General features: G+C 34.3%; 15 protein-coding genes. All 15 read right to left on the reverse strand.

The annotated features are described in order from the left end of the window. Positions 1–32: 32 nt before the first annotated feature. The 15 genes from JE46_RS03685 to JE46_RS03755 all read right to left on the reverse strand — a co-directional run bounded on the left by JE46_RS03685 (position 33) and on the right by JE46_RS03755 (position 12911). Positions 33–482: an acyl-CoA thioesterase gene (locus tag JE46_RS03685; RefSeq protein WP_031453915.1), complete on the reverse strand. Its 450-nt coding sequence runs from the start codon at positions 480–482 to the stop codon at positions 33–35. After that, entirely contained in the window at positions 457–1722 is a 1266-nt protein-coding gene (locus JE46_RS03690) for an ABC transporter permease (protein WP_157505855.1), read from the reverse strand. The genes JE46_RS03685 and JE46_RS03690 overlap by 26 nt, the downstream gene beginning before the upstream one ends. A gap of 7 nt (positions 1723–1729) precedes the next feature. Then, entirely contained in the window at positions 1730–2428 is a 699-nt protein-coding gene (locus JE46_RS03695) for an ABC transporter ATP-binding protein (protein WP_035136437.1), read from the reverse strand. Between the two features lie 61 nt (positions 2429–2489). Then, entirely contained in the window at positions 2490–3488 is a 999-nt protein-coding gene (locus tag JE46_RS03700) for a BtrH N-terminal domain-containing protein (RefSeq protein ID WP_031453918.1), read from the reverse strand. Next, positions 3488–3892 carry a hypothetical protein gene (locus tag JE46_RS03705; protein ID WP_031453919.1) on the reverse strand — a complete coding sequence of 135 codons (405 nt, stop codon included), beginning with the start codon at positions 3890–3892 and terminating at the stop codon, positions 3488–3490. Before JE46_RS03705 ends, JE46_RS03700 begins: the two co-directional genes overlap by 1 nt. 31 nt (positions 3893–3923) lie before the next feature. Beyond that, entirely contained in the window at positions 3924–4379 is a 456-nt protein-coding gene (locus JE46_RS03710) for an ABC transporter permease (protein ID WP_031453920.1), read from the reverse strand. An 8-nt stretch (positions 4380–4387) separates the two neighbouring features. Then, the gene (locus JE46_RS03715; protein ID WP_031453921.1) at positions 4388–4819 is read right to left on the reverse strand and encodes a hypothetical protein; all 432 of its coding nucleotides are present in this window, start codon (positions 4817–4819) and stop codon (positions 4388–4390) included. Beyond that, a complete protein-coding gene (locus tag JE46_RS03720) occupies positions 4819–5955 on the reverse strand; it encodes a beta-ketoacyl-ACP synthase III (RefSeq protein WP_031453922.1) in 1137 nt (378 codons plus the stop codon). The genes JE46_RS03715 and JE46_RS03720 overlap by 1 nt, the downstream gene beginning before the upstream one ends. A 16-nt stretch (positions 5956–5971) precedes the next feature. Further along, on the reverse strand, positions 5972–6874 hold the full coding sequence (locus tag JE46_RS03725; RefSeq protein WP_031453923.1) for an NADPH-dependent FMN reductase family protein: 903 nt from the start codon (positions 6872–6874) through the stop codon (positions 5972–5974). 39 nt (positions 6875–6913) lie between these two features. Beyond that, positions 6914–8554: a phytoene desaturase family protein gene (locus JE46_RS03730; protein ID WP_031453924.1), complete on the reverse strand. Its 1641-nt coding sequence runs from the start codon at positions 8552–8554 to the stop codon at positions 6914–6916. A gap of 66 nt (positions 8555–8620) precedes the next feature. Continuing rightward, the gene (locus JE46_RS03735; protein WP_031453925.1) at positions 8621–9496 is read right to left on the reverse strand and encodes an LpxL/LpxP family acyltransferase; all 876 of its coding nucleotides are present in this window, start codon (positions 9494–9496) and stop codon (positions 8621–8623) included. Beyond that, positions 9496–9750, reverse strand: coding sequence for an acyl carrier protein (locus tag JE46_RS03740; protein ID WP_031453926.1), 255 nt, complete (start codon positions 9748–9750; stop codon positions 9496–9498). The genes JE46_RS03735 and JE46_RS03740 overlap by 1 nt, the downstream gene beginning before the upstream one ends. A gap of 2 nt (positions 9751–9752) precedes the next feature. Next, positions 9753–10976 (reverse strand): beta-ketoacyl-[acyl-carrier-protein] synthase family protein, encoded by a 1224-nt coding sequence (locus JE46_RS03745; protein WP_031453927.1) that lies wholly within the window; start codon positions 10974–10976, stop codon positions 9753–9755. 19 nt (positions 10977–10995) lie between these two features. Further along, positions 10996–11727 (reverse strand): 3-oxoacyl-ACP reductase FabG, encoded by a 732-nt coding sequence (gene fabG, locus JE46_RS03750; RefSeq protein ID WP_031453928.1) that lies wholly within the window; start codon positions 11725–11727, stop codon positions 10996–10998. Between the two features lie 50 nt (positions 11728–11777). Then, positions 11778–12911 (reverse strand): WG repeat-containing protein, encoded by a 1134-nt coding sequence (locus JE46_RS03755; RefSeq protein ID WP_031453929.1) that lies wholly within the window; start codon positions 12909–12911, stop codon positions 11778–11780. Between the last annotated feature and the right edge of the window lie 8 nt (positions 12912–12919).

A 12919-nucleotide genomic window follows, 5' to 3' on the forward strand; every position in this document is an offset into this window, starting at 1 on the left:
AGTTTTCTAAAACCTTGAAGGAGCGTTTGCGTTTATTTTAATAACCCAACTTTTCGTTTCCATTCTTCATAAAAAGGAGGATTGGTCAGCATTAAATTTCCTTCTTTATCTAAAAATACCTGAACGGTTTCACCGGTGCAGGCTGTTTCTCCTTTAGCATCAATTATTTTAAAACGATAAATCATTTTAGCAGCAGGAGTATCAACAACAGTTGTTTCTATCGTTACCACATCGCCATAACGCAAAGACAATTTATGTTCGCACTTTGATTTTACAATTGGAGTGGTGTAACCCGTATTTCCAATATCCAAATAGGTAAGTCCGTGCTGGCGGCCAAATGCTTCTCTTCCATCTTCAAAATAGGTAATATAATTGCCATGCCAAACGATTCCAAGCGGATCAGTTTCGTTAAAACGAATTCTGATTTCGTGCGAAACGGTTAAGAAAGTGGCTTCGTTATACTGTTCTTTTCTTTTTGTCATAAAATAAGGCAATGGAAGTTGTGATGATAAAGAATAAAAATAACAAACTTATTTTTGGGATGATTTCAAAGAAAGATACGTTGCGCAATAACACATCATAAAAAGCTTCCAATCCCCAATTCATAGGAGATGATTTGGCGATAATCTGCATAATTTTTGGCATGGCAAAAACAGGAACCCAAACACCGCCAATTGCAGCCAAAATGATTACACTCGTCGCACCAAATGGAGCCGACTGTTCCTGTGTGCTGGCAATAGTTCCCAATAAAATTCCGAATCCAATGGCGCCAAAACCAGAAAATAAAGCAACAACACTCATTAAAAATAAATGACCTTCGACATTTAGAGAAGGCAAACCAATATGTGGAAAAAGGAAAATTGCCACAGCAACCATCATATAAAACTGAATCATACAGATTAGTAAATAGGTAATGGTTTTTCCAATAATGACAATTAAATTAGAAACAGGATTGGTCAGTAAACGAACAAATGTTCCTTGTGATTTTTCTTTTACAATATTGATGGACAATGGAATCACTATAAAAAATATCGCAAAAAGCGTCCAGGCCGGAACATTATGCTGAACCGAATTAGGTAATATTTCTTTGTTATTTACTTTTGGAATTATTTCTTTGAAGGTGATAAAACTTTTTTGTTCGAATTGGGCATTTTCTTCGCCCAATTGATTTTGAAACGTCGTATAAATTGACTTTGCTTCAATCTGAGAAATCATTTTATCGATAGCATTCATGACAGAGGTTTTGAAACTCATCTGAACTGCGGGATCAAAATATAATTTAACCTCTTTTTGCTGTAATACTTTTGCTGTTTTCGGTTTGGCAACAGAATCTGTAATACCCATTTTGCTCAAAATGTTTTGTACATTCTGATCAATTTTAGCCTGCAAGTCTATGCTTAGAGTTTTCGGAATTACAATGGCCAGTTTAAACTTTCCTTTGTAAACATTTTCTCTGGCAATTTCTTCTGTTACAGGTTCATTATCGATTTGTGTTACAACAGTGAACAAATTATTTTTTTGCAAATTATCAAAAACCGTTTTTGATACAGAACCTTTGTCATTATCAACTAATAAAATCTGGATTTTATTGTCGCTAACGGTTTTAAAAGTACTGTCCTGAATAATGGTTACCGTGATTACAAGTACCAAGGGCATAATGAATAGAATAATCAAACCGCCTAAATCCCGTTTAAGCAGTAAAAATTCTTTTATTATTGACATCCAAATTTTATATAGCATCTCTAAAGTCTTTACCTGTTAATGAAATAAAAACTTCTTCGAGATTTCTGGCTTCTTCGACAGATCCAATCAAATTTGACGGAGTGCCCTGAGCATAAATTCTTCCCCGGTCTAATATGGCAATCGTATCGCAAAAATCTTCAGCTTCAGCTAAATGATGTGAGGTGTAAATAATTGTCGTTCCGTTTTGATTGAGTGCTTTTAGATAATCCAAAATAGCATTTTTAGATTGTACATCTACACCAACAGTAGGTTCATCCAAAAACAAAACTTTTGGTTTGTGCAGAATTCCGGCAATCAAATTGACTCTTCGTTTCATTCCGCCCGAAAAGGTTTCTATGCGTTTATCAGCAAATTTCAGGAGACCCAACAGATCTAAAGCGTCAATTACCTTATCTTTTAAGTCTGAACCTTTCAATCCATACATACTTCCAAAATAATGCAGATTTTCACGGGCCGTCAATGTTGGATAAAGGGCATATTCCTGAGGAACAACTCCAATGATTTTTTTGATTTTGGACGAATGATGCGAATAATCCAGATCATCAATAGTAAAATGTCCTGAAGTGGGTTTAATCAATCCGCAAAGCATTGAAATTAAAGTGGTTTTCCCTGCGCCATTTGGGCCTAATAAACCAAAAACCTGACCTTCGTTTATCGCCAGCGAAACATTGTTCAAAGAAAACATATCTGCGTCTTTGTACTTTTTCGAAAGGGATTCTATTTTTATTATGGAATTCAAAATATAGTTAGCTGATTGCTTTTTTTAGTTTTTTGAAAAAGATTTCTTCGCGATTTGCGATGTCCAAAAGCTCATCGGCAATAACGTTATATGCGTCTTCTTTAGCGCTTCTGTTTTTGTAAATTCTGGAAGCTTCTACGGCAAAATCTCTCCAGGAATCGCCAATTTTAGTCATTTCTTTTGAAAGATTTTTCAATTCTTCATTACCCAAAACAACTGAAGCTTCTTGTAAAAAAGCGGCATAAATGAATCGGAAACCACCGCCTCCGGTGCCAATTTCTTCCTGCATGCGTACCATTTGTGCCAAATAATGATTTGCTTTTCTGACACCATGTTTTGCAGGCCATTTTCTGATTCGGCCAGAAACAAATTTAATACCACGAACACCAACAATTGGCATTGGTGCCAGCATAACGCGACATGTATCTTTAATTCCTTTGATAATAGCGCTTTTCAAATCAACTTCTTTTGGAATCTGAATTGGATAATACATCTGGCCTCTTGGGGCAAATGCTCCTTTTGCAAAACGTACTTTATCTAATTCAGCATGTGTCAATGTTGTAACAGTTTCCATTACGGGATCGCTGATCAAATAATCTGTTTCGGTTTTTCCGTAAACAACTAAATTATGTGCATTGAAATGAAAACGGTACTCATCCGGAAAATAACTCAGGTTGTAAACACCAACTTGTAATCCGGTTGGAATATTATTTTTTAAATTTTCTTCTAAAGCTTTGTTAGCATTTACAACAGATGAAAATTTTTGTCTTTTTATTTTAAGATTTAATCGGCTTGCTACTTTATTAAAAATTTGTCCTGGCAATGTTCTGTAACTGATTGCCGGTGCATGATTTACTTTTATAAAAGGCAAATACACAAATAAAAGTCCGGAGCCAATTCCAAAAATCATCGGTTCACTGATGTTCAGCCCGTTGTTTTTTAGAAGATTTGAAGCTACTCCATTTTCGCAATGAGCAGATTGATGATGTGTAAAAGTAACTTGCATTATTTTGTGATACTGTTTTTTAATTCGGCAATTGAAATATCAAAAGCGTCGGCATATTTCTGTAAAATTTTGTCGCTAAGTTTGGCAAAAACGATAGGTTTAAAATGTCTTTTTACACGCCATTTCCACATTCCAACATAACCGGCAAGAATCGTAAGATCCATTTTGTTGAGTTCCATATAATAGCAAATCGGACTTACTTCTCCAATCAGGACTTTTTGTCTGGCTTCTTCGGCGCGTTCTTTTATATCGTCGATGGCATTAGAAAGTGCAATGGCTTTTGGTTCCCAACCCGTGCTTAGAGCTGTTGTATAGTTGCCATTTTCATCAGTAGCATAAACAAGTTCTTTGAGGTTTTTTTTGCTTAAATTTCCATCGTGCTGAGGTACATTTTCTTTTTCCATGACGGTTTAATTTTCGATTAGAATTAAGTTATTACCGGAATCGTTTTTGAATAAACAAATTGATTTCGCATTCTAAAAGTATTTTGTCTTCGAGCAGGCTTTGACAGCTCATTGTGCATAAAGTATAGCCATCGCCAACAAATTTTGAAACTAATGTTGCTTTGGTGGTTATGGTATCGCCAACTTTTGGAAGCGAATGTATTTTCAGATTTTTTAAAGCGCTGATAAAACCTATAACATTTACATATTGGTCTTCTGTGCCTTCTTCATCAAAAAAGTATTTTTTACCCACAATTGACGAACAAGTCTGCGCCGTATTTTCGATTAAACCGGCCTCAAGAAAAATGTTTTTGTCGACAAAAATATTGTCTTCTTTGATTAAGAATATAGTTTCTACAAAGTTGGCGTCGATATCTAAAATCAAATCGACCATGAGCATTGGAGCTCGATGAGGCAAGTAATTTTGGATGTCAATTCCGACTTTCATATCTGGTTTTATTTAGCTAAAACGGTTTTCATTTGCCCGTTTGCAATTTCTTCATTATTTAAAAAAGTCACAATGTTAACCAGCGTGATTCCGGCAAACTCCTGTAAAATCGAAACTGTCGATTGAATCGTATCGTTGATTTGGGGTAACTTTTTAATTTCAATATCTTTAATTGAACCGATATAGCCTGTTGGTGCTATTTCATTTTTCAAAAAAAACTGATAACTGGTATGCAGTGCGACTGACTGTGCCATATGTTCAATCAGACCCGCTTCTAAAAAAGAGGTGTCTTTTAAAAATATATTGTCGTTTTGAATTTCGAAACCAGAGACCAATGATGTTTCAGAATAAGAAATCATACGATCTACCATTACAAAAGGAAACTTTTGCGGTAAAAGATTTTCGACAGATTTTTTTTCTAAAAGTAAAGTTGTTTCCATTAGCAAACCGTTAAATAAGCATAAGCAAATGAGAACCTTCCGCTTTCCGGTACTGACAATAAAATACGATCTCCTTTTTTTAATTTTCCTGAATACAATAATTCTTCAAGGGCAATATAAATTGAAGCTGAACCAACGTTTCCAACTCTTAAAAGGTTCATAAACCATTTTTCATCAGTAAGAACGATTCCTTTTTCATTCAACCCGTTTTTCAATCCTTCAACAAAAAAGTTTGAAGAAACGTGCGGTAAAAAATAATCAACCTGTTCTGCTGTAATGTTATTTTTTGTCATTGCATGGCTCATACTTTCAACACCTTTTGGTAAAATAAATTCGTCCAGCAATTTTACATCCTGCTTAACAGCAAATACAGACTCGTTTAACCATTGTTCAGGAGTAAAGTCACTCCATGGTTTTATTTCTCCATTTGCTAATTTATCACCACCAGCATACATACATGTTTCAAGTTCGTATGCATATGAATAAGATTCCATCCATTCAATTTTTAATGAAACAGCACCTTCTCTTGGTTTATTTTCTAATAAAAAAGCTCCGGCACCATCAGATAACATCCAGCGTAAAAAATCTTTTTTGAAAGCAATAATTGGCTGCTCTTCAAGGTTTTTTAAATTGATGATTTCGTGATTGTATTTTTGGGCAGCAAGCCATGTCGAAACTTTTTCAGATCCGGTGCAAATTGCATTTTTAGAATTTCCCGATTTTACAGAAAGATAACCAAACTTTAAGGCGTTCATACCAGAGCAGCAAATTCCTGACGAAGAATTCAACTCAACTGATTTATTTTTTAATAAACCGTGAACCATAGCGGCGTGCGAAGGAGCCAGAACGTCTGGTGATGAAGTACCGCAAGAAAGGACTTCCAAATCCTGAGATGTAAAATTGTCATCAAACAATTGTACAACGGCATTTCGGGTCAGTTCCGTATTGTTATGTGTACTGTTTCCATTTTTATCAACAGCATAATAACGTGTGGCAATTTTATTATTACGCAAAATAATACGTCTTGCTTTTGAAGCAGTATCATTTATGAGTCCTAAATAGTTTTCCATTTCATCATTCGAAACGGCTTCATTTGGCAAATACTTTGCAGCTTTGGTAATATATACTTCAAACATAATTTAAATTAGGATTCTAAACTCCTTGATAATATTGGGTTTGTCTTTTTATGGTTTTTAGTTTAAAGGGATAGGTAATGAGGTGCAATATATATACTATTGGCGAGATTATCCATATAGCTAAGAATAAATAAATATAAAATATTTTAAGAAGTTGCTTTCTGTTGTTTTGATTTTTAAAAATGAATTTAGACCATTTGTTAAAAATTTTATTTGCAGTTTTGTCAACCTTAATTAAATATGAACTAATTCTAACAGCGCCCAAAGCTACCAATTTTGGCTGTAAATTAACTAAATTATTTTGATTAAATTCTGAAAGTATTACTTCTCCAAATTTTGTTGATTCCTGAATATCTTTTTCAGATACTCCGGGTAACGGAAAGAAGCCTAAATATTTTTTCTTTACACCTGAAAACATCCATTCAACAATAGTAATAACACTAATTAAGTTTCCAACACGATCTACCAGAGCTATATTTCCTATCAATTGGGCATTTGCCTGTTGCAATAAAACCTTAGTTTTTTCCTGAGCCATAATCCACATGTTGCGAGACCCGTTAATGGTAACAACAGGAGTATTGTTCAGGATTTTTTTACCTTCATCACTTTTTAAAAATGAATTCATTGGAATGGATGGTGATAAATACCAAACCTGATAATGCAATAAAATTAAATCAAATTTTGTATTTAGAATTTCTTCGGAAACAGGTTTTAATGTTGTCGGAATTTGTAGAAATGTTTCAGGAAAAGCATCAAAAAAAGAAGTTTTGTCCCAAGGAAACGGAAATGGTTTTTCTAATTTTATTTCATGAAAAGTAACTTTTATTTCTTCGGAATTTAAAAATGGTTTTGCAATGTTTTGTGCAATAGATTTTAATTGTCCGGATTGTGAATAATAAATAACGAGAACATTTTTCATCTGGTTGGTTGCTTTGGTCGGTGGCAAAAGTAAGTATTTTTAAACGAATTTTCGGATTTTATCAGTTCGTTTGGTATGAACCCATTCTGGCCAGGTTGATTTGTCTTCGGCATCATAAATACGTATTTTTTGATCCGCATCTTCAATTATTAAATCATCCGAAGTACATTTTAAAATTGAGGCTGCAGCCGCAATTCCTGAATAAGTTGCTCCTGTAACACCATGAGATAAGGTGCAGGCGCCACAAAGATGCAAATTTTCTATTTCAGATTTGTTTTTAAATGAAAATGGTCCCACCTGATTTAAGGTTTTTTCAGTACCATAGACATTTCCATTGGTCGAATTAATGTAAAATTCATTTGTTTTTGGAGTTCCTAATTCAGCCTGAATGACATGTTTTTTTGCATCAGGAATAATTTTCTCCACATTATTCATAAACTTCTCAGTGACTTTTTCTTTAAACGCAATGTATTCTTCATTGTGATAATCTTCTGTGTCTGAAAAATTAGGGATATGTTCATAATTAACATACGTTACAATTTCGAAATTATGATAGCGCCCATTAAAACTTGGGGGATCTTTGAGTGTTGTGCAGCTCATAAAAAGAGCAGGGAAAGAATCTCCGTCAGCAATAGTGTCGCTCATTAAATCCTCAAAATTGGCATCGTCATTTTCATCTTTCATGACCCACATATTTCCGGAATCAATTCCGTAGCTTGTTACATCTAAGTCCAGAGTTAAAAATAAAATTAGGGAAGTAACTGAATATTTTGTTTTTTGCAGTTTTTTCAGCAGCGAATTGCTTAAGTATTCCTTGCCAATCAGCTTGAGATAGGTAATTGACGGATCAGCATTTGAAATAATATTTTTTGCAAAAATCTGATGTCCGTTTTCTAATTGTACACCAATTGCTTTATTATTTTCAATTATTATTTTTTTTACATTTTGCTCTACCCTTACTTCACCACCATGTCTTTTTATTCCATTGGTCATGGCTTTTACAATTCCGCCTCCACCGCCCATAGGGTAAAATCCGCCATCAAAATAATGACTCATTACTGAGCAATGTACAGGAAAGCAGGCTCTGTTTGGCGAAAGTCCATGATCGCCACACTGAATATTCAGCACAGCTTTTAGCATTGGATTTTTTATATGCCAGCCTATAACTTTTTTTAAGGGAAACAGGGCAAATTTTCCAAAGTGTTTGGTTCGAAAAGGAACGGTTATTTTCTGCCACCACCCTTTTAATTTTGGAATTAGCTGAAGTTCATAACTTACTCTTTCAACTAATGTAAGATATTCATTGATATTTTTTTTTTCAGAAGGAAAATGTGCCGAAAGCGTTTCTTTGAGGTTATCTATTCCTGCGGGGAAATCGAAAGTTTTATCACCTATCAGGCAATGTTCAAAAGCATTTTTGTTCATTCTGAAAAACACCATATCATTGGCAATTCCCAGACCACGATAAAGTTTGTTTGTTGATTGTCCTTCATCCAGCAGTCCAACATAATGTACTCCCGGACTAAAACGCTGCCCTTTTAGGGTAAAACTATGACTCCATCCTCCCGGTACATAATGTTGTTCGAGTACTAAAACTTTTTGTCCTGCCCTTGCCAGACAAATTGCAGTTCCTAAACCACCAACACCAGAACCAATAATAACCGAGTCAAATTCTTCCATACATTATTTTAAGTTTACAACTATAAAAAACAATAGCTGTCTGTAATTTTAATTGAGGTTTTTTATTTAATTATTTTTCCAAAAATCGAAATAATTAAACCACTGCAGCGGATATTTTTGCAGAATATTTTCTACACTTTCAACATAAGCTTTTAAGAGTCCTTTTTCATCACGATGTTTTACGGCTGCCTCTCTTGCATATAAATGATAATGTAAGTTTGGTTCTTTCATTACATAAACAAAAACTACGGGAACTTTTAATCGTGAAGCTATTAAAAAAGGACCTGCAGGGAAGTTTGCTTCCTGTCCCAAAAATTTTTCAGAAAGTGATTTTGTTCCTTCAAAATAGCGATCGCCAGTAAAACAAACCAATTCATTGTTTGCCAAAGCAGCATTTATCTCAAAAATATGAGATAAATCATCTTTGATAATTATGAATTTTACAGCTGATTTTTGAGTAACACTTTCCAGATATTTTTTAATAGCGGAATGTTCTAAATCAGTAGTGACCAGATTAATCTGAAAATCAAGATCGATTTCTCCAAAAAAATGTTCGGCAATTTCAAAATTTCCAACATGGGCACTTATAAGAACTCCACCTTTTTTCTCTGCCAATAAATTTTTTAGAATTTCAATTCCATCAAATTCATAGGTAAATTTATTTCGCATTCCTGCCGAAATGGAAATTTTATCAATGATGGTCTGACCAAAAGTGTAATAACTTTTGAAAACCATTTTTTTAGATTTGAAATTAGAATAGTGAAGTCTCTCTTTAAAATAATAAAAAATCGCTTTGTTGCTTTTCTTTAAGAATAAAAAATAATAAGAAGCAACAAAATAAAGTAATACATAGGCAGCTTTAATACCTGCCTTTTGTATTAAAAAAACGAATATTCTATAACCTAAAACTGTTCCTTTAGATTTGCCATCCCATTGACTCATTAAGCAACTTTAACTTTTAGTTTAGAGTCGATAAGGTCATAAAAATTCTCGAAAGTAGCCACTCCTACAAAATCGACTTCAACAAGTTTTACACCAAAATTTGCTTCGATAGAAACGACCAAATCTACATAATCCAAACTGTCAAGGCCAAGTGTGTCTTTTAAATTGGCATCTGGTTGAATCTCGTCGTTATCAACTTCAAATTCATCCACCAAAAAACCATTAATTCTCTTTATAATCTCTTCTTTGTTCATCTTCATTTAAACTTTTTAACTACCAACGCAGAGTTGGTTCCTCCAAACCCGAAGGAATTCGACAAAAATATATCAAATTTTTTATTTAACGTAGTTTTAACTAAATTTAATTTTAATGCATCTTCATCAGGATTTTCTAAATTGATATTAGGGGCAATAAAATCGTGCTGCATCATTATAATAGAATAGATTACCTCACTTGCTCCTGCCATCCAACATTCGTGGCCTGTCATTGATTTGGTAGAACTTATGTACGGATTTTTCTCACCAAAAACTTCAAAAATCGCTTTGGCTTCATTTTCGTCCCCTACAGGAGTTGAAGTTGCGTGAGCATTTATATAATCAATATCGCCTGGTTTTAACTGCGCATCATCAAGTGCTCTTTGCATGGCAATTGAGGGTCCTTCGACATTTGGAGTAGAAATATGACCTCCGTTTGATGAAAAGCCGTAACCTCCAATTTCTGCAATGATAGTGGCACCACGGGCTATAGCAGATTCATAGCTTTCTAATATTAAGGTTGCTCCTCCGCCACTCGGAATTAAACCATCACGGCCAGCATCAAAAGGCCTTGATGCTTTTGTAGGTTCGTTTTCTCTTGAAGCAAAAACACCTAAGCCATCAAAACTGCTCATTGCATATTTGTTAATTTCCTGTGCACCTCCACAAATAATAATATCCTGAAAACCACTTTTTATTAAAAAATATGCTAATCCAATAGAATGTGAACCGCTTGCACAAGCAGCACTTATAGTCAGATTGATTCCTCGAAGTTTAAAAATAGTAGATAAATTCATGGTTACTGTAGAATTCATCGATTTAAAAATAGCTCCTGAACCAATTAAAGCAGTGTCTTTTTTCTCCCGAATAATATCGGTAGCATCAATAATAGCTTTTGAGACACTATCATTTCCATACATAATTCCAACTTCTCGAGTATCAAAAAAAGAATCGTCAATATTAGCATTTTTTAGGGCTTCGATAGTTGCCATATATGCATATTCGGTTTCTTCACCAATGCTCATTCGTTGTCTGCGGGTCAGTGCGTTTTTTAAATCAGGTTTTGGAACCATTCCTGTTAGGGAAGATTGAAAACCAAACTCTTTTCGCTCAGGATCAAACTGAATACCTGATTTTCCATTGTATAAAGACTCCTTTACCTCTTCTAATGAGGTACCAATGCAGGAATAAATTCCCATTCCTGTAATTACAACTCTCCTGTTCATCTTCTTTTAAAGTAATTTTTTAAGAATATATTCCTCCGTTTATGTTGATAATTTCACCTGTAATATAACTTGCTTTTTTTGAGATTAAAAAACTCACTAAATCGGCTACTTCTTCAGCTTCTCCAAAACGATTTACCGGAATTAGTTTTAGTAATTCTTTTTCGTCTAACTGACTTGTCATATCGGTTCTGATAAAACCAGGTGCAACTGCATTTACAGTGATATTGCGTTTTGCAACTTCCTGTGCCAATGCTTTTGTTGCTGCAACTATAGCGCCTTTTGCAGCAGAATAATTGGTTTGGCCTGCTGTTCCTTTTACACCTGAAACCGAAACCATATTTACGATTCGACCATACTTATTACGCAACATTTTTTGCATAAAAAACTGTGTAACATTAAAAAAACCGTTTACAGTTGTATTCACAACACCATTCCAGTCTTCAGGAGTCATCCACATAAAAAGACCATCTTTTGTGATTCCGGCGTTGTTTACAATTGCTTCCACTATAGCTTCAGGATTTGATTCCTGCCATTTTGTTAGCGTATTTTGGACCTCTTCAAAATTCGAAACATCAAAACCTAAGATTTCCCCCGTTGCTCCTAATTTCTGAACTTCCTGCAGCGTTTCTTCGGCTGCGGTTTTATTGGAGTGGTAGTTAATCAGGATATGATAATCGGATTCAGTGGCCAATTTTTTACAAATAGAACTTCCAATTCCTCGTGAACCGCCCGTTACTAATACACATTTCATATATTAAAAATATTTTTTTTTGAATTCCGTTTTTTATTAATAAAACGGAATTAGATTTTTGGTTTATTATTATTTGTAAAAAGTTCTGCATTTTCAAACCATTGGTTACCTAAAACCGTGCCATCCGGTTTAAGAAAACCCCATTTGCCTTCGTTTTGTACTCTTGCAATGCCATCGATAAAGCCTTTACCCTGATCTGTAAACAATGCTGCAAAACCCTTGGCGGTAATTCCGTATTGTGTTGGGATTACCAATTTTCCTTTTTCATCAATAAAACCCCAGTTGTTTTCCTTTACCGGAGCCAGTCCGTTTTTACTGAAAATTTCAGCATCTTTATAAGTTGGCGGAATGACGAATTCTGCTTTCAAATTGATATATCCCCATTTTGATCCGACACATACCGGAGCTAAATTTTTTGAAAAAGCTTTTACTTTATCATATATAGGTAGAATTGTCCAATTTCCTTTTAAGTCAATGTAACCAATTTTTCCGCCTTTTCTTGCATACGTTATATCTTGTGACTCAAAATCCCAGATTTTATCTGCACCGTCTACAGGAATAAATTTTCCGGCGGTTACTAATCCAAAAGCCTCTCCTTTTTTTGCCCAGGTTGTGGTTTTGTAATAATTTCCGATTTCGGCATAAATTGGTTCAACGACTTCTTTTCCGGCTGTATTGATAATTCCCCATTTGTCATTATTCTTTACTCTTGCAAATCCATTTTCAAACGGTTTGATCAAATCGTATTTGGGTTCTAATATAACCGCCATTTTAGAATTGATTAACCCTACTTTGTTTTCTTGTTTTATAAAAGCTATACCACCATCAAAATCAAATAATTTTTCTGAAGCCGGTGCTTTTAGTATTTCTCCTTTTGTATTAATGTAAACCCAGTTTTTATCTTTGGACACAATACAGATTCCGCTGTTAAAATATTTGACATCATTAAAAGTGGCCGGGATTGCCCAATTTCCTTTTACATCGATAAAACCCCATTTTCCATTATCTTCTACAGCGGCAAGACCTTCTGAGAAGTTTTTGGCAACCTTATATTTAGGTTCTATTTGGAATGTTCCTGCTTTAGTAAAATAACCAAATTTGCCATTTTTCTTAACTAAAGCCAATTCCTGACTATTAACAAACTGAATAGATACTAACAATAAAAAAAGCAATGATTTTTTCATGGGTTTAA

This window comes from Flavobacterium chungangense LMG 26729, assembly GCF_000735715.2.
GTDB lineage: Bacteria > Bacteroidota > Bacteroidia > Flavobacteriales > Flavobacteriaceae > Flavobacterium > Flavobacterium chungangense.

Bases quoted from the DNA above. Each gene is read 5' to 3' on its own strand.
- JE46_RS03685 (WP_031453915.1), bottom strand. From the start codon at position 482: ATGACAAAAAGAAAAGAACAGTATAACGAAGCCACTTTCTTAACCGTT.
- JE46_RS03690 (WP_157505855.1), bottom strand. From the start codon at position 1,722: ATGTCAATAATAAAAGAATTTTTACTGCTTAAACGGGATTTAGGCGGT.
- JE46_RS03695 (WP_035136437.1), bottom strand. From the start codon at position 2,428: ATGTTTTCTTTGAACAATGTTTCGCTGGCGATAAACGAAGGTCAGGTT.
- JE46_RS03700 (WP_031453918.1), bottom strand. From the start codon at position 3,488: ATGCAAGTTACTTTTACACATCATCAATCTGCTCATTGCGAAAATGGA.
- JE46_RS03705 (WP_031453919.1), bottom strand. From the start codon at position 3,892: ATGGAAAAAGAAAATGTACCTCAGCACGATGGAAATTTAAGCAAAAAA.
- JE46_RS03710 (WP_031453920.1), bottom strand. From the start codon at position 4,379: ATGAAAGTCGGAATTGACATCCAAAATTACTTGCCTCATCGAGCTCCA.
- JE46_RS03715 (WP_031453921.1), bottom strand. From the start codon at position 4,819: ATGGAAACAACTTTACTTTTAGAAAAAAAATCTGTCGAAAATCTTTTA.
- JE46_RS03720 (WP_031453922.1), bottom strand. From the start codon at position 5,955: ATGTTTGAAGTATATATTACCAAAGCTGCAAAGTATTTGCCAAATGAA.
- JE46_RS03725 (WP_031453923.1), bottom strand. From the start codon at position 6,874: ATGAAAAATGTTCTCGTTATTTATTATTCACAATCCGGACAATTAAAA.
- JE46_RS03730 (WP_031453924.1), bottom strand. From the start codon at position 8,554: ATGGAAGAATTTGACTCGGTTATTATTGGTTCTGGTGTTGGTGGTTTA.
- JE46_RS03735 (WP_031453925.1), bottom strand. From the start codon at position 9,496: ATGAGTCAATGGGATGGCAAATCTAAAGGAACAGTTTTAGGTTATAGA.
- JE46_RS03740 (WP_031453926.1), bottom strand. From the start codon at position 9,750: ATGAACAAAGAAGAGATTATAAAGAGAATTAATGGTTTTTTGGTGGAT.
- JE46_RS03745 (WP_031453927.1), bottom strand. From the start codon at position 10,976: ATGAACAGGAGAGTTGTAATTACAGGAATGGGAATTTATTCCTGCATT.
- fabG (WP_031453928.1), bottom strand. From the start codon at position 11,727: ATGAAATGTGTATTAGTAACGGGCGGTTCACGAGGAATTGGAAGTTCT.
- JE46_RS03755 (WP_031453929.1), bottom strand. From the start codon at position 12,911: ATGAAAAAATCATTGCTTTTTTTATTGTTAGTATCTATTCAGTTTGTT.